Source organism: Luteimonas sp. 22616 (assembly GCF_052044325.1).
In the GTDB taxonomy this organism is placed as follows: Bacteria; Pseudomonadota; Gammaproteobacteria; order Xanthomonadales; family Xanthomonadaceae; genus Luteimonas.
This window is the reverse complement of record NZ_JBQEMW010000001.1, coordinates 2,603,697-2,619,912: the sequence shown is the minus strand read 5'-3', so window position 1 is coordinate 2,619,912 and position 16,216 is coordinate 2,603,697. Positions and strand designations below refer to the sequence as shown.

13 protein-coding genes are annotated in these 16,216 nt (G+C 69.1%); 6 read left to right on the top strand and 7 right to left on the bottom strand.

Annotated features, from left to right (window positions below; genetic code table 11):
* Positions 1-30: 30 nt before the first annotated feature.
* Both ACTJIL_RS11975 and ACTJIL_RS11970 read left to right on the top strand, forming a co-directional pair.
* Positions 31-2,181: a prolyl oligopeptidase family serine peptidase gene (locus tag ACTJIL_RS11975; RefSeq protein WP_440755729.1), complete on the top strand. Its 2,151-nt coding sequence runs from the start codon at positions 31-33 to the stop codon at positions 2,179-2,181.
* Positions 2,182-2,534: 353 nt separating this feature from the next.
* A complete protein-coding gene (locus tag ACTJIL_RS11970) occupies positions 2,535-3,068 on the top strand; it encodes a DUF924 family protein (protein ID WP_440755728.1) in 534 nt (177 codons plus the stop codon).
* Between the two features lie 75 nt (positions 3,069-3,143).
* Here the strand turns inward: ACTJIL_RS11970 and ACTJIL_RS11965 are convergent, their stop codons facing one another.
* Positions 3,144-3,470 (bottom strand): rhodanese-like domain-containing protein, encoded by a 327-nt coding sequence (locus tag ACTJIL_RS11965; protein WP_440755727.1) that lies wholly within the window; start codon positions 3,468-3,470, stop codon positions 3,144-3,146.
* Positions 3,471-3,506: 36 nt separating this feature from the next.
* Between ACTJIL_RS11965 and ACTJIL_RS11960 the strand changes: the two genes are divergently transcribed.
* A complete protein-coding gene (locus ACTJIL_RS11960; protein WP_440755726.1) occupies positions 3,507-4,313 on the top strand; it encodes a polysaccharide deacetylase family protein in 807 nt (268 codons plus the stop codon).
* A gap of 286 nt (positions 4,314-4,599) precedes the next feature.
* Here ACTJIL_RS11960 and ACTJIL_RS11955 read toward each other — a convergent pair whose 3' ends face one another.
* From ACTJIL_RS11955 to ACTJIL_RS11945, 3 genes are read right to left on the bottom strand one after another with little or no spacing between them, the layout of a single operon-like run.
* The gene (locus ACTJIL_RS11955; RefSeq protein ID WP_440755913.1) at positions 4,600-5,271 is read right to left on the bottom strand and encodes a methyltransferase; all 672 of its coding nucleotides are present in this window, start codon (positions 5,269-5,271) and stop codon (positions 4,600-4,602) included.
* An 11-nt stretch (positions 5,272-5,282) separates the two neighbouring features.
* Positions 5,283-6,026, bottom strand: a complete 744-nt coding sequence (locus tag ACTJIL_RS11950; protein WP_440755725.1) for an SGNH/GDSL hydrolase family protein — start codon at positions 6,024-6,026, stop codon at positions 5,283-5,285.
* Positions 6,023-7,282, bottom strand: coding sequence for an aminotransferase class I/II-fold pyridoxal phosphate-dependent enzyme (locus ACTJIL_RS11945; RefSeq protein WP_440755724.1), 1,260 nt, complete (start codon positions 7,280-7,282; stop codon positions 6,023-6,025). Before ACTJIL_RS11945 ends, ACTJIL_RS11950 begins: the two co-directional genes overlap by 4 nt.
* 114 nt (positions 7,283-7,396) lie before the next feature.
* On the opposite strand from ACTJIL_RS11945, the gene rsgA reads away from it, so the two are divergent.
* Positions 7,397-8,506 (top strand): ribosome small subunit-dependent GTPase A, encoded by a 1,110-nt coding sequence (gene rsgA, locus ACTJIL_RS11940; protein WP_440755723.1) that lies wholly within the window; start codon positions 7,397-7,399, stop codon positions 8,504-8,506.
* A gap of 116 nt (positions 8,507-8,622) precedes the next feature.
* A complete protein-coding gene (locus ACTJIL_RS11935; RefSeq protein WP_440755722.1) occupies positions 8,623-9,882 on the top strand; it encodes a flavohemoglobin expression-modulating QEGLA motif protein in 1,260 nt (419 codons plus the stop codon).
* A gap of 45 nt (positions 9,883-9,927) precedes the next feature.
* Here ACTJIL_RS11935 and ACTJIL_RS11930 read toward each other — a convergent pair whose 3' ends face one another.
* The 3 genes from ACTJIL_RS11930 to ACTJIL_RS11920 all read right to left on the bottom strand — a co-directional run bounded on the left by ACTJIL_RS11930 (position 9,928) and on the right by ACTJIL_RS11920 (position 13,117).
* Positions 9,928-10,827 carry a LysR family transcriptional regulator gene (locus ACTJIL_RS11930; protein ID WP_440755721.1) on the bottom strand — a complete coding sequence of 300 codons (900 nt, stop codon included), beginning with the start codon at positions 10,825-10,827 and terminating at the stop codon, positions 9,928-9,930.
* 147 nt (positions 10,828-10,974) lie between these two features.
* Positions 10,975-12,750: a gamma-glutamyltransferase family protein gene (locus tag ACTJIL_RS11925; RefSeq protein ID WP_440755720.1), complete on the bottom strand. Its 1,776-nt coding sequence runs from the start codon at positions 12,748-12,750 to the stop codon at positions 10,975-10,977.
* A 244-nt stretch (positions 12,751-12,994) separates the two neighbouring features.
* A complete protein-coding gene (locus tag ACTJIL_RS11920) occupies positions 12,995-13,117 on the bottom strand; it encodes a hypothetical protein (RefSeq protein WP_440755719.1) in 123 nt (40 codons plus the stop codon).
* A gap of 51 nt (positions 13,118-13,168) precedes the next feature.
* Here ACTJIL_RS11920 and ACTJIL_RS11915 point away from each other — a divergent pair, with 51 nt between their 5' ends.
* Positions 13,169-16,198, top strand: coding sequence for a TonB-dependent receptor plug domain-containing protein (locus ACTJIL_RS11915; protein WP_440755718.1), 3,030 nt, complete (start codon positions 13,169-13,171; stop codon positions 16,196-16,198).
* Positions 16,199-16,216 lie beyond the last annotated feature (18 nt).

The following is a 16,216-nucleotide window of genomic DNA, read 5'->3' as shown; positions in this document are numbered from 1 at the left end:
CACCAACATCCGAACCTGCAGGGATTCCGAATGCCGAAGCTGTCGCACGTTTGCCTTGCCGCGGGACTCGCGGCCGCCGCCGGCTTGGCCGGCACGCCCGCCCTGGCCGCGCAGGCCGACGAAAATGCCCCCAAGGAGGACGCCATGCCGGCCGCTGCCGCCGACCCGAACCAGTGGCTCGAAGACGTCACCGGCGACAAGCAGCTGGCCTGGGTGCGCGAGCACAACGCGAAGACCGAGGCCGAACTGGCCGGCGCGCCGGGCTTCGACAAGCTCGAATCCGACATCCTCGCGGTCCTCGATTCCGACGCCAAGATCCCCTACGTCGGCAAGCGCGGCGAGTACTACTACAACTTCTGGCAGGACGCGCAGCACGAGCGCGGCCTCTGGCGCCGCACCACGCTCGAGGAATACCGCAAGGACGAGCCGAAGTGGGAAACCCTGCTCGACCTCGATGCGCTGAACAAGGCCGAGAACGAGAACTGGGTGTGGCACGGCGCCGACTGCCTGCGCCCGGACTACACCCGATGCCTGGTCGCGCTGTCGCGCGGCGGCGCCGACGCCGATGTCACCCGCGAATTCGACCTGTCGACGAAGCAGTGGGTGGAGGATGGCTTCTACCGCAAGGAGGCCAAGGGCAGCCTCGGCTGGATCGATCGCGACAACGTGTACGTGTCCACCGACTTCGGCCCCGGCTCCATGACCGACTCGGGCTACCCGCGCGTGGTCAAGCAGTGGAAGCGCGGCACGCCGATCGAGTCGGCGACGATGGTTTACGAAGGCACGGCCAAGGACATGGCGGTCGGTGCCGGCCACGACGACACGCCCGGCTTTGAACGCGACTTCGTGCAGCGCTCGATCGCGTTCTACAACGACGAGCTGTACCTGCGCGGCAAGGACGGCACGCTGACCAAGGTCGACGCGCCGAACTCGGCCAACAAGTCGGTGCAGCGCGAATGGCTCGGGCTTGAGCTGCGCGAGCCGTGGGAAGTCGGCGGCAAGACCTACAAGGCCGGCTCCTACCTCGTTACCCGGTTCGACGATTTCATGGCCGGCAAGCGCGACTTCGAAGTGCTGTTCGAGCCCACCGACACCACCTCGCTGGCCGGCGCGACGCTGACGAAGACGCAGCTCGTGCTCAACGTGCTGGACGACGTCAAGAACAAGCTGTTCCTGTTCAGGCATGGCGACAAGGGCTGGACCTCGTCGCCGCTGGACATCGGCGCGACCGAGCTGGGTACCACCAGCGTCGGCGCGGTCGATGCCGACGAGAGCGACGCGGTCTGGATCACCACCACCAACTACCTGACCCCGACCACGCTGATGCTGGCCGAGCATCCGGGCCAGGCCGCGCCGGAAACGCTCAAGACCATGCCGGTGTTCTTCGACGGTTCGAACGAAGTGGTCGAGCAGCACTTCGCCACCAGCAAGGACGGCACCCGCGTGCCGTACTTCATGGTGCGGCCGAAGGACTTGGCCTTCGACGGTAGTGCGCCGACGTTGCTGTACGGCTATGGCGGCTTCGAAATTTCGCTGACCCCGTCGTACTCGGGCACGGTCGGCAAGGGCTGGCTGGAGCGCGGTGGCGTGTATGTCGTCGCCAACATCCGCGGTGGCGGCGAGTACGGCCCGCGCTGGCACCAGGCCGCGCTGAAGGCCAACCGCCACAAGGCGTACGAGGACTTCGCCGCAGTCGCGCAGGACCTCGCCGCGCGCAAGGTCACCTCGGCACGGCACCTGGCCGCGCAGGGCGGCAGCAACGGCGGCCTGCTCGCCGGCAACATGCTCACCCAGTACCCGGAGCTGTTCGGCGCGATCGTGATCCAGGTGCCGCTGCTGGACATGAAGCGCTACAGCCACCTGCTCGCCGGCGCCTCGTGGATGGCCGAGTACGGCGATCCGGACACCGCCGACTGGGAGTACATCAAGACCTTCTCGCCATACCAGCTGTTCGATCCGGCGAAGGACTACCCGGCGACCTTCATCTGGACCACGACCCGCGACGACCGCGTGCATCCCGGCCACGCCCGCAAGATGGCGGCGAAGATGCTCGCGGCCGACAAGGACGTGCGCTACTACGAGAACACCGAAGGCGGCCATGGCGCCGGTGCCACCAACAAGCAGTCGGCGCACGTATGGGCGCTGAACTACACGTTCCTGTGGAACGAGCTGGCCAAGTAACTGCAGCGCCACCCGCGCGCACGCCATGCATCAAGTCCCTCTCCCGCCCGCGGGGTGAAGAGGGACGCTTGCGAGCCACAGGCTCGCGTCCCGATGAACGCCCTCGCGTTGGCGCGAGGGCCGGGGCGCGGAGCGGGGAGGCGCGCAGCGCCGGGTGGGGGGCACTTCTGACTTCGACCCACGCATTCCCCCGCGTACGCTGACCTCGCACGGCGTCGGGGGCGTAGCCTCGACCTACGGCGCCGGCGCGCCCCGGCCTTTGCAGGAGCGGCTTCAGCCGCGAGCTTTTCCCGACAAGGCCATGGACACCATCGTCGCGACCGCTAATGAAAACGAATGACGGAGCCAGCGCCATGATCGAACCCACCCACGTGATCGACTTCTGGCGCGAGGCCGGACCCGGCAAGTGGTTCGCGCGCGACGACGCCTTCGACTCACGCTTCCGCGACGGTTTCCTCGACGCCCACTGGGCCGCCGCGCGGCGCGATCTGGAGCACTGGATGGACGATGCCGACGGCGCGCTGGCGCTGGTGCTGCTGCTCGACCAGTTCCCGCGCAACTGCTTCCGCCGCACCGGCCACGCCTACGCCACCGACCCGCTGGCACTGCACTACGCGACGCGCGCGATCGATGCCGGTTTCGACGCGCAGGTCGATCCGGCGCTGCGCGTGTTCATGTACCTGCCGTTCGAGCATTCCGAAGCCATGGCCGACCAGGTGCGCGCGATCGAACTGATGCACGCGGTGGCGCCGGACTACATGCAGTACGCGGTGGCCCACCGCGACGTGATCGAGCGCTTCGGCCGCTTCCCGCACCGCAATCGCGAGCTCGGCCGCGAGAACACGCCAGACGAGCAGGCCTGGCTGGATGCAGGCGGCGGCTTCTAGCGCAGGGGCGCGCAGGGGAGCGGTTGTGTCAGGGCGATATCGGCGGACACAACAGCAGCTCGCGCGCGGGCGGGATCAGTAGCGAGGTACCGACGGATCCACGTCCTGTGACCAGGCGTCGATGCCGCCGACGATGTTGAACACCGTCGTGAAGCCGCGGGCGCGGAAGTGTTCGGCGGCCTGCGCGCTGCGTCCGCCGTGGTGGCAGAGGAAACCCAGCGCCAGGTCATGCGGTTGCGCCAGCAGTTCCTCGAGGCCGCCGGCTTCGAGCACCGCGTAGGGCAGGGCGATCGCAGCCAGTTCGCGCTCCTGCAGCGGACGCACGTCGACGATGGTGAGGCTGCCGTCGCGGACGCGGGCGGCGGCTTCGGCGGGGGACAGGTCGTGGACTTCGGTGTTCATGCGGGGGAGTCTAACGCCCCATGGCATCATGCCGGCATGAGCGCGATCCGCGAGCCGCTGCCGTCCCTGCACCGTGTCCCGCGCGCGTCGCCGGCGTGGCTCTGGGCGCTGCTGGCCGCGCACGTCGTGGTGGCGCTGGCCTGGTGGCAACTGGGCTGGCGGATCGGGCTGCCATTGCTGGTGGCCACGCACCTGGCGTTCCTCTGGGGCGCGTTGCGGCCGCGTTCGGCGATGTACGGGCCGGTGCTGTCGCACCTGCCGATCGACGACCGGCGCGTGTGGCTGACCATCGACGATGGCCCGTCCGACGACACCCCGGCGCTGCTCGACCTGCTCGACGCGCACGGCGCGAGGGCGACATTCTTCCTGGTCGGCGAACGCGCCGCGGCGCGGCCGGAGCTGGTGCGCGAGATCGTCGCGCGCGGCCACGGCATCGGCAACCACAGCCAGGGCCATCCGCAGGCACGTTTCTGGTCGCTGGGCCCGGCGCGGATGCGGCGCGAGATCGTGCAGTGCCAGGAGACGCTGCACGCGATCACCGGCGTCGCGCCACGCTGGTTCCGCGCGGTGGTCGGCCACGCCAATCCGTTCGTGTCGGCACCGTTGCGCGACTGCGGGCTGGCGCGCGTGGCCTGGGATGCGCGCGCCTTCGACGCGGTGCGGTCGGATCCGGCCGCGGTGGTGGCGCGGCTCGAACGCGAGCTGTCGCCCGGCGCGATCGTGCTGCTGCACGAAGGGGCGCGGCATGGCCGCAACGTCGAGATGATCGCGCTGCTGTTGCAGCGGATGCGGGCACTGGATTACGCGACGGTGCTGCCCGAGGATCTGGAGCGCAGGGCGTAGGCTGGGTGGCGTCGCGCACCCGCCTGCGCCGCGAACCCGGCCCTTCTTTCGCTTGCGGGAGACAGTGGCGCGAAGCGCCGTGATGAAGGCGCGCGCGTAGCGGAGCGTGCTTTTGATCCGGGCTTCGGCGCAGAAAGAAGAAGGCCAAAGCGAGAGCAGCTCGCTGCGCTCGCGCCCTCATCCGCCTTCGGCACCTTCTCCCGCACGCGGGAGAAGGAAGCAGCTGATCGTCGTGCGTCGCTTTCTGCACCGGGCAATCATCGTGCCCGGCGGCCGTAGGTCGGGACTACACCTGCTGCGCGACCACCAGCCAGTTGTTGAACGGCGTGCGTCCCCACAGCGGCTCGATCGTGACCTGCAGCCCGGCGTCTTCGAGGGGGGTGCGCAGGTCGTCGGCGCTCGGATAGAAGCGCGGCGTCGACTGCATCCAGCCGATGAGGTTCGCGGCGCGATCGCCGATCCGCGACACCAGGCCGCGGCGGCTGCCGTCGACCAGCCCGGTGCGGATCACCAGCCGCGCGCCCGGCGTCAGCATGGCGATCACGTTCGCCAGCAACTGCCGCTGCGCGGGCGCGGGCAGGTACTGCAGCACGTCGAGGATGGCCACGCTGCCGGAATGCGGGGGCAGGTGATGGGCAAGGTCGACGAACGCGAAGCGCGCCGCCTGCATGTCGGTGCGATCGGCGGCGGCGGTGGCGCGCGCGATCTTGTCCGCATCGTTGTCGACGCCGTGGTACGGCAGCGGTTGCCCGTCGTGCCGGAGTGCATGCGCGAGCAGGCCCAGGCCGCAGCCCAGGTCCAGCAGTGGCGCGCTGCTGCCGCGTAGCGCGCGCAGCACACCCGGGTAGAGCGGGTCGGTGGAGAGCTTGCTGCGGATGTAGTGATAATCCCAGCGGTTGAGCACCCGGTACGGCGGCAGGAAGGCTCGGGCGATCGCGGTCGCCTGCTCGCGCGGCAACGGTTCGCCGCTCACGGTTCCAGCAGCCTGCGCGCCACCGGCAGGGCCAGGCGCGTCCATGTCGCATACATCGCGGCGGAAGGATGCAGGCCGTCATCGGCGAGCATCCCCGCCTCGCCGCCGCGTTCGCGGCTGGCCGGGGTGATGTCGACGAAGGCGACGCCGTGCTGGTTGCAGGTTTCGCGCGCGGCCGTGTTGCAGGCGTCGAGTTCACGTGCGATCTGCGCGCCGTCGCGGCCCTCGCGCACGGCAAACGGGGTCACGCCCCAGTCGGGGATCGACAGCACCAGCACGCGATCGGGACGGCCCCCGGCATAGCCGATGGCGCGTGCGAGCAGGCCCGCGAATTCGCCGCGGTAGTCGTCGACGCCGCGGCCGCGATACTGGTTGTTGACGCCGATCAGCAGGCTGACGAAGTCCCAGCCATCTTTTGCCTTTGTAGGAGCGGCTTCAGCCGCGAGCTCTTCTCCTTCCGCAGGGGAGGAGCTCGCGGCTGAAGCCGCTCCTACAAAGACTTGGGATGCATCGAAGGCGTCGAGAGCGGCCGACAACTCGTCCGTCGTCCAGCCGGTGGCGGCGACGATCTTCGGGTCGCCCAGCATCACGCCTTCGGCGCGCAGCGCCTGCGCCAGCTGCATCGGCCAGCGGCCGGCGGGCGCCACGCCCTCGCCGATGGTGTAGCTGTCGCCCAGCGCCAGGTAGCGCAGCGCACGCAGCGGCGGCAACGGGCCACCCGTGGTGCGGGTCGCCGTCATGCCACCGCCGCTTGCGGTGCGCCGTCGCGGCGCCCGGACTCGACGCGGCGCGACAGCACGCGGTCGATGCGGCGGAACACCTCGCGCAGCGCATCGGGCTGCGGCAGCAGGGTGACGCGGAAATGGTTGCGGTATGGCACGTTGAAGCTCGACCCGGGCACGATCAGCACGTCCTCGGTCTCGAGCAGTTCCAGTGCGAAGGCGTGGTCGTCGAAGCCTTCGGCCGCGGCGCCGGTGACACCCGGGAACGCGTACAGCGCCGCATCGGGTACCACCAGCTTCAGGTGTTCGCTGGCCGCGCAGCTTTCGACCACCGCGCGCCGCGCCTCATGCAGCCGCCCGCCCGGCGCGCACAGCGCGGTGATGGTGTCGACGCCGTGCAGCGCCGCGTCGATCGCGAACTGCCCCGGCACGTTGGCGCACAGGCGCAGCGCGCCGAGCAGGTCCATGGCGTGGTGGAACTCGCCGCTGCGCAGCGGATCGCCCGACAGCACCGCCCAGCCCACGCGCCAGCCGCAGGCGCGGTGCACCTTGCTCAGCCCGCCGAACGACAGGCAGGGCACGTCCCCGGCGATCGGCGCGACGGGTACGAACCGGGCATCGTCGTAGAGGATGCCGTCGTAGATCTCGTCGCACATCAGCAGCAGGTCGTGCTTCGCGGCGATGGCGACGATGCGTTCGAGCAGTTCGCGCGGGTAGCTCGCGCCGGTCGGGTTATTCGGGTTGATCAGCACGATGGCGCGGGTGCGCGATGACACCAGCGCCTCGATCTCGTCCGGGTCGGGCAGGAAATCGTTGGCGACCTTGCAGCGGTAGTAGACCGGGCGGCCGTCGTTGAGGATGGTGGCCGCCGACCACAGCGGGTAGTCGGGCGAGGGCAGCAGCACTTCGTCGCCGGGATTGAGCAGCGCGCGCAGCGACAGGTCGATCAGCTCGCTGACGCCGTTGCCGATGAACACGCGCTCCGGCGTCGCGTTCGGCGTGCCGCGTGCCTTGTGGAACGCGGCGATCGCCTCGCGCGCGGCCGGCAGGCCCTGCTGGTGGGTGTAGGGATCGGTGTCGGCGATGCGGTCGGCGATCGCGTGCTGCAGGTGTTCGGGGGCGCGGAAGCCGAAGGCGCCGGGGTTGCCGATGTTGAGCTTGATCAGGGTCCGGCCCTGGAGCTCCAGCTCGCGCGCCCGGCGGGCCAGTTCGCCGCGGATCTCGTAACGGACTTCGGACAGGCGTTCGCGGGTCTTCAGGCTGGGCGGCGACATCGGGCGGCGGAAGGCGGAAAGTGGCCGCAAAGCCTATCGGAAAACCCGGCATCCGGCTTGCGCCCCACGACTTGCGCTTAGAATCCCCGCCATGCCTGTCACCCGCCGCCGCGTTTGAATCCCGCCTTCGCCGCCCTGCGCGTCATCGGCTGGCCCTGGGCCGGCGAACCCGACGACCCGGCATGGCGCGACGCGATGGCTGCGCATCCGCAGGCGCGGCCGGCACGGGTGGTCGAACAGCATCGTTCCGGCTACATCGTCGCCGAGGGGCCAGGCGAAGGCTTCACGGTCGAATCGCTGCCCGAATGGCAGCGGCCGGCCGGCTATCGCAAGGGCACCACCTCGGCCGAACAGCGCGCCGCGGTCGGCGACTGGGTGCTGCTCGAAGGCGAACGCATCGTGGCCCTGCTGCCGCGGCGCAGCGCGATCAAGCGCGGCGCGGCCGGCGAGCACTACAAGCAGCAGGTCATCGCCGCGAACATCGACACCGTGCTGGTGGTCTGCGGCCTGGACGGCGACTTCAATCCGCGCCGGATCGAGCGCTACCTGTTGCTGGTGCTTGGCGGCGGCGCGCAGCCGGTGGTCGTGCTGACCAAGGCCGACAAGGACGACAGCGACGTGCAGGCGGCCGTCGACGCGCTGGTGGGCGTGGCCGGCCAGGACGTGCCGGTGTTCGCGGTCAACGCCAAGGACCGCGACAGCGTCGCCGTGCTCGACCCGTGGCTGCAGGCCGGCATGACCGCGGTGCTGGTCGGCAGCTCCGGTGCCGGCAAGTCGACATTGACCAACACCCTGCTCGGCGCCGAGAAGATGAAGACCGCCGACGTACGCGAAAGCGACGCGCGCGGCCGCCACACCACCACCCATCGCGCGCTGATCCCGCTGCCGTCGGGCGCGTGCCTGATCGACACCCCCGGCATGCGCGAACTCAAGCCCACCGGCGAGGAAGACCTGGCCGAGGGCGGCTTCGCCGACATCGAGGCGCTGGCCGAACAGTGCAAGTTCCGCGACTGCAGGCACGAACGCGAACCCGGCTGCGCGGTGCGCGCCGCGATCGAGGCCGGCACGCTCGACCCGCAGCGCTTCGCCAACTACCTGAAGCTGCGCGACGAGGTCGCCGGCGCCGCCGACCGGCTGGCCACGCGGCTGGCGCAGAAGGCTGAAGCGAAGGTGCAGGGCAAGGCGCTGCACAAGCGGCTGGACGACAAGTATGGGCGTCACTGACCGCCGCCGCGTCGCTTCGAATGCTCCCGTAGGAGCGGCGGAAGCCGCGACCGGCACACGAGTCGCGGCTTCCGCCGCTATGGCCGGGGGCACGATTTGCGAGGCAGCCGGCTGACATGGCGTTGCACGCCCCAGACATCGCCCACCACGCCGCGCTCGATGCGCGCATGGTCGAGGCGGTGCGCGGGATCCGGCTGCTGACCCTGGTGAGCTGGCCGCTGGAGGTGCAGCGACGTTTCCTCGACGGCCATGTGCGCGGACGCGACGTGCTGCCGGAGGTGGTCTATCCGAAGCACGACTTCAGCGAAGCGCGGCGCGAACTCGATGCCATCGCCGCGGCCGCCGATCCAGCGCACCCGCTGGGCGCGTACCTGGTCGAATCCACCCGCAGCTGGTCGGTCGCCGCGCAGCTGCTCGAATCGCTCGGCACGCCTGCGGTCGGCATGCACTCGATCGCGCTGTTCGGCCGTCCGGACGAACCATTGCCCGGCGACGGGCCCACGGCGCGCGAGGCGGCACGTCACTTCATCGACATCGCCAACGAGCTCGACCGCGAACTGCTCTCGCCGGCCGAGCAGGTCACCATCTCCGCCACCGCGCTGCAGCTGCAGCTGCAGGCTGATCTCGACCGCTACTTCGGCAGCCGCGTGATCGCGGTCGAGCTCGATCCGGACATGATCGCCAAGGCCGCCGCCGGTGCGCGCCGCATCCGCCTGCGCAGCGGCGCCGAGTACACCGACTACGACCACCACCAGCTGCTCCAGCACGAAGCCTTCGTGCATTCGCTCACCGCGCTCAACGGCCGCGAGCAGGCCGTGCTCGGCAGCCTGTCGCTGTCGTCGCCGCGCACCACCGCCACCCAGGAAGGGCTGGCGGTGTTCGCCGAGCAGATCACCGGCAACATCGACATCGAGCGCATGAAGCGGGTGAGCCTGCGGATCGAGGCGATCGCGATGGCGCTCGACGGCGCCGGCTTCGTCGAGGTGTTCCGCTACTTCCTCGGCGCCGGGCAATCGGCCGAGGAAAGCTTCGCTTCGGCGCAGCGCGTGTTCCGCGGCGTGCCGCTGACCGGCGGCCACGCCTTCACCAAGGATGCGGTGTACCTGCGCGGCCTGATCGGCGTGCATACCTTCTTCCGCTGGGCACTGCGTCAGGGCCAGCTGCGCCTGTGCCGGCAGCTGTTCGCCGGCAAGATGACGCTGGGCGACGTGCAACGCTTCGCGCCGCTGTTCGATGCCGGTGTGCTGCAGCCGCCGCGCTGGCTGCCGCACTGGGTCTCGCGCGCCAACGGACTGGCCGGGATGCTGGCGTTCTCGCTGTTCGCCAACCGCATCCGGCTGGACAGCGTGTCCGATGCGCCGGAGTTCGACATCTGACCGCAAACGCAGTGCCGGCCGCTGCGGCATTGCAAGGCGGCGTGCCTAGGCCGCGGGCGTGCGGATCTCCTGGATGATCGAGGCGAGCAGGGCGATGAATTCCTCGGCCGCCTTCGAGGGCGGGCGATCCTCCAGGAACACGCATTCGATCTGGAACCGGATCGGCGGGTCGAGCGGGCGGAAGCGCACCGACGGTTCGGAGCCGGCGCGCGCGGTGAACTCGTCCACCACCGTCATGCCGGCCCCGCAGCGGGTCAGCGCCGCGGCGATGTAGAACGTCTGGTTCGACACCACTTCATGGATCACAACGCCGTGGCGCTTGAGTTCGGCCGTGAACGCATCGCCGACCGGGCCGCTGGCGGTCAATCCGACCATGTCGCGGCCGTCGAGCAGCGAGATCGGCACGGCGTCGCCGACATCGGCCAGTTCGTCTTCGCGGAACAGCAGCATCAACTGGCCCATGTCCAGCACCCGCCGCTTCATGCGCGGGTGCAGCGGCGGGTCGTAGGCGATGGCGACGTCGCAGGTGCGCTCGTAGAGCGCCTGGAACAGCGCGTCGTGGTGCAGCGTCTGCACGTCGAAGGTGACTTCGGGGTGCAGCTTGCGGAAGCGCGCGATCGCCAGCGGCGCGACGTGCAGGCCCAGCGACGGCACCACGCCCAGGCGGATGTGGCCGCCACCGACGTTGCGGATGTTGCCGACGGTCTTCTGCAGCGAAGTCAGGCGTTCGAAGATCTCGCTGACTTCCACGAACAGCGCATGGGCCTCGTCGGTGGCGACCAGTCGCCCGCGCACCAGGGTGAACAGCGAGAGACCGAGCTGGTACTGGGTGTGGTGCAGGACCTTGCTGACCGACGGCTGCGACACATGCAGGGCACGCGCGGCTGCGCTGATCGAACCCGTCGTGTAGACCGCGTGGAAGACTTCTATCTGGCGAAATCGCATGGCATCGATCTTAGGCGAGGCGCGGGCAGCTGTCATTGCGAAGGCGCTGCGCGGCGTTCCGCGGCGATGAAGCGCCGGTTGGGCGCGCAAAGCGACGGCGCATGGCCGCGTCGTTGCGGCGTCGTGCAGGGGATTGCGCGTGCCGCCCTATTCCGGCTTGCGCCCGGTGCCTTCGCGCCGCGGATCGGCCGCCCACTCGAGCGTGCCGTCATGCAGGAACACGCCATGCAGGCCCGAGTCCTCGCCTGAACCCGCGCGGACTTCGATGCCGCGACGGGCGAGCTCGGCGCGGATGCGTGGCGAAAAGCGCGCGGCCTCGCCGTCGAAGCGCGCGCCGCGCGCCACCAGGTTGGGCAGTTCCACCGCCTGCTGCAGCGGCAGGTGCCAGTAGACGAGGCCGACCAGGGTCTTGCCGATATAGGCCGGGATCGCCGAGCCGCCGGGCGAACCGATCGCGCCGACGAACTTTCCCTGCCGGTCGAGCAGGATCGCCGGCGTCATCGACGAACGCGGACGCTTGCCCCCGGCGATGGCGTTGGCGGCGGGCACCGGGCCGGCCGCGGGGTTCCAGGAAAAATCGGTCAACTGGTTGTTGAGGAAGAAGCCGTCCACCATCCGCCCGGAACCGAAGTACGACTCGATCGTGGTGGTGATCGACACCGCGTTGCCCTGTGCGTCGACGACGACGAAATGGCTGGTGCCGCCCGGTTCGTCGGTACGGTCGTCCGCCGTGGCGGGAGCGCCTGCGGGCGTGCCTGCCGCCGGTGGCACGGGCGCGGCGGCGGTGCCGATCAGTTGCCGGCGCGCTGCGACATAGGCCGGGTCGAGCAGGCCTTCGACCGGCACCGGCACGAAGCGCGGATCGCCCACGTACTGGTCGCGGTCGGCGTACATGACGCGGCTGGCCTCGGCGAACAGGAACCACGACTGCGGATCGTCCGGGCCGCGCTGGTCGATGTCGGTGCCGTCGAGCAGCGCCATCAGCTGCAGCAGGCCGACGCCGCTGGTGGGCGGCGGTGGCACGCACAGCACGTATTGCCGCAGCGGCCTGCAGATCGGGTCGCTCCGGTCGGGCTTGTACCCGGCCAGGTCGCGTTCGCTCATCGCGCCGCCCATCGGTGGCTGGTGCGTGCGCGCGACGATCGCGCGCGCGATGTCGCCTCCGTAGAAGGCCGCCGCGCCGCCCCTGGCCAGCGTGCGCAGCGTGGTGGCGTACGCCGGGTTGCGCAGCAGGTCGCCGACCTGCAGTGGGTTGCCCCCGGCATCGGAAAAATAGGCGGTCACGTCAGGCGCGGATGCCTGCGGGAACTTGCCGTGGATGTGCTGCGCCAGCCGCGGGGTGACGCGGAAGCCTGCCTCGGCCTGTTCGATGCTCTCGTCGAACAGCTGGTCCCAGCGCAGCTTGCCGTGGTCGTGCTGCGCCGCCGCGAACACCGCAACCGCGCCCGGAACGCCGGTGGCGCGCCCGGTCAGCATGGCTTCGCGATGCGGGATCGCGTGGCCATCGGCATCGTTGAGCAAGGCCGGCGTGGCCAGCGCGGGCGCGGTTTCGCGCCCGACATAACTGCTCACCTCGCCGCTGGCCGCGTCGTACACCATGATCATCGCGCCGCCGCCGAGTCCGGAGCTTTGCGGTTCGACCAGGCCCAGCATCGCCTGCACCGCGACCGCGGCATCGATCGCGCTGCCGCCGCGCCGCAGCACTGCGGTACCCGCATCGACGGCCAGCGGATGCGCGGCGACAACGACCGCTTCGGTCGTGGCCGGGCCAACGGAATGGTCGGGTGCGGGTGCGGAGGCAAGTTCGCCGGTCGCGCAGGCCGACAGCGCGGCCAGCAGGCCGGCGAATGCGCAGACGCGCGCGCGGCACACGATGCCGGGGGTCGGGAGGAAGCGGATCAAAGCAGCGGAAACGATAGCCATGCCCCGAGCCTAGCAACCCCGTTCGCGGCCGTGCCCTCACTTTCCGTGGCGGTTGAATAGCCTTCGGTTATGCCGATGCCTGCGCTTGCCGGTTGCTGCGACAACGATGGATGCCGTAATGCATCCGTCAATCGAAAAACGATCTGCATTGTGATTGCTTCCATAGCCGCGGGTTATACCGCGGGTCAGCAAAGCTGCACGACAAAGTGCAATGCCACTGCCACCCTGCGGTCATCGGCAAGCGCTACGGCTCCAGCAGATCGTGCATGCCGTTCCGGTCACCGGCATTCATTTCGAGGGGAAGGCTTGCATGGCCCGCAATTTCAAGAGAACAGTACTCTTCTGCGCCATTCTCGGTGGCATCCATGCCACTGCATTCGCGCAGGAAAATGCCGCGGCGCCAGTTTCGGAGCAGCCGGTGGCGGCGCAATCCGCGGTGGAGCAGTCCGAGCCGGCGCAGCCGTCCGTATCCGGTGCCGAGCAGGCGCCCGCAACGTCCAGGGCCACGGATCTCGACAAGGTCGTGGTGGTGGGCAGCCGCCTGGCCGGCAACAGCGAGACCGGCATGGCCCCGGTGATCGTCCTGGGCGAGGAAGACATCGCCGACACCGGCGCGGTGTCCGGCGAAGAACTCCTGCAGACCCTGCCGCAGGTTGGGGATCTCCTGTTCGACAACACCGACACCGCGGCCAACATCAATGCCGCGCGAGGCGACGTCGGCTCGATCAACCTGCGCAACATCGGCACCGGCAACACGCTGTTGCTGGTCAACGGGCGCCGCGTGGTGCCGCATCCGGGAACGCAGACGGAAAACCTCGTCCCGCGCCAGACCGGCAACATGAATGCCATTCCGCTGTATGGCGTCAAACGGATGGAAACCCTGCTCGGCGGCGCCTCGGCCCTGTACGGTTCGGACGCCGTGGCCGGCGTGATGAACGTGGTGATGGATACGCAGTACCAGGGATTCAAGGTGCAGACCCAGTACGGCGGGTCCGAGGGCACCGATTTCCGCGAGGGCAACATCAACTTCAAGGCCGGCCGCTGGTTCAATGACGGCCGCACCCGGGTGACCCTGCTGGGCGGCTACACCGACCGCACCGAACTGGCCGCGTCCGAGCGCTGGTACAGCGCCGACATGGACAAGCGCTGGCGGCTGGAGGGCACGCCGTTCGAAGGCTATACCGCGTTCGACGATCGCCTTTCAGCCACCTCATGGGGCGCGTTCCAGACCTTCGACAAGGTCGGCGTCAGGCAGGACGGGAAGCTGGTCACCAGCGCCTCGGGTTACTTCCACATCGAGCCGGTATCGGGCGATTGCGTCGCATCCATCGACCAGAACGCGTGCATCGAAACCGGCTCGACGGTCCCGCGCGACCTGCGTTTCAACGCCGCCTCGCAGCGCAACCTGCTGGGGGCCGTCGGGCGCAAGAACCTGTTCGGTACCGTCGAGCAGGACATCAACGACAACTTCGTTGCGTTCGGCGAGGTGAGCTACTACCGCTCCCGCTACGAGGGCATGCGCGAACAGGCCGCCCCGGTGGGCTCCGGTCCGATCGTCGTGCCGAAGACCAACTACTACAACCCGTTCGGCGCGATGTACCTGCCCGACGGCTCCCTCAACCCGAACCGCCTGCCGGGCATCGACGCGCCGGAAGAGGGGCTGGACGTGCGGATGGTCAGCTACCGCCCGACCGATACGTCCCGCCCGTACACGGTGGACGACGACGCCTACCGGATCGTGGCCGGCGTGCGCGGCATGCTGGGATCGTTCGACTGGGAAAGCGCGGTGCTGTACTCGGCCGCCAAGACCCGCGATGCGCAGTACGGCTCGATCAGCAACACGCTGTTCACGCAGGCGCTGGGGCGCAGCGATCCCGGCGCCTACAACCCGTTCAACGGCGGCGACCCGCTGGACTGGAACGGCCCCGACGGCACGCCGAACGACCCGGACACGATCGCCTCGTTCACCATCCCGGTCATCCGCAAGAGCCGCAGCACGCTGTTCCAGGTCGATTCGCGCTTCCTGCGCGAGGACATGTTCAGCCTGCCGGCCGGCGACGTCGGCATGGCGGCGGGCGTCGAGTGGCGCCGAGAAACGCTCGATGACGATCGCGACATCCACCACGACGGCACGATCACCTACACCGACCCGGTGACCGGCGAAATCACCAGCGACATCCTGGGCGCCAGTCCTTCGCCGGACAACGCGGGCGAGCGTTCGGTCAGTTCGGTGTACGCAGAGCTGGCGGTGCCGCTGGTCTCGCCGGCGATGAACGTGCCGCTGGTACGCTACCTGGATCTGCAGCTGGCCGGCCGCTACGAGCACTACTCGGATTTCGGCAGTGTCGCCAAGCCGAAGGTCGCGCTCGCCTGGGGCCTGACGGACGGCCTGATGATGCGCGCCAGCTGGTCGCAGAGCTTCCTCGCGCCGAACATCATGCTCACCAACGCGAACGACATGACCGTCAGCAACACGCGCACGGATTACTACGTCTGCGAGGCCGACATCCGCAACGGCGACATCGACAGCATCAGCCAGTGCAGCGAAAGCTACAGCACCGTCGAGCAGCGCAGCGGCAACAAGAACCTGGAGCCGGAAACCGCCGATACCTGGTCGGCCGGGATCGTGTTCCAGCCGACCTTCCTGCCGGAAGGCTTCGGCAAGCTGACGCTGACCGCGGACTACTGGTCGATCGAGCAGGAAGACGTGATCGGCATCCTCGGCGGCAGCACCCAGATGGCGCTGGACTACCTGCTGCGCATGCAGGGTTCCTTCAACCCGGCGGTGATCCGCAACGACCCGGACGACAGCCGCATCGCGCAGTTCGAGGGTACCGGCCTTGCGCCGGTGGGCACGGTAGCGCAGATCAACGACATCTACATCAACCGTCTGCCGCGCACCACGCGCGGCCTCGACTTCTCGGTCAACTGGCGCCTGAAGACCGACAGCGCGGGCACCTTCAACATCCAGCTCAATGCGTCCCGCCTGATCGAGATGACCCAACAGCCGACAGCGGACGAGCGGATGATCCTGGAGGCGCAGCAACAGGGCCTCATCGATGACGGCTTCAACATCAGCCAGGCCGGCAGCCAGGTGGGCTTCGACGGCACGCCGGAATGGCGCGCCTCGCTGAGCGCGTCCTGGCAGATCAACGACTGGAAGATCGGCACCTTCACCCGGTACACGGACAAGTTCGAATCGACCAGCGCGGAAGACGACGAGGGCAACCTGTTCCAGATACCCAGCTGGAGCACGACCAACGTCTATGTGGAGCGTCGGTTCCGGGAGACCGGCAACTTCCTCGAGAACTCCGCGATCCGCCTCACCGTGCGCGACGTCGCCGACAACGAGCCGCCGTTGGGGCCCACGACTTCGGGCTTCTATACCAAGGTGCACAGCGCCCGCGGCCGCGGCTACTACCTGACCCTGACCAAGGAATTCGAATAAGGGCAGCCGGGCGGATTG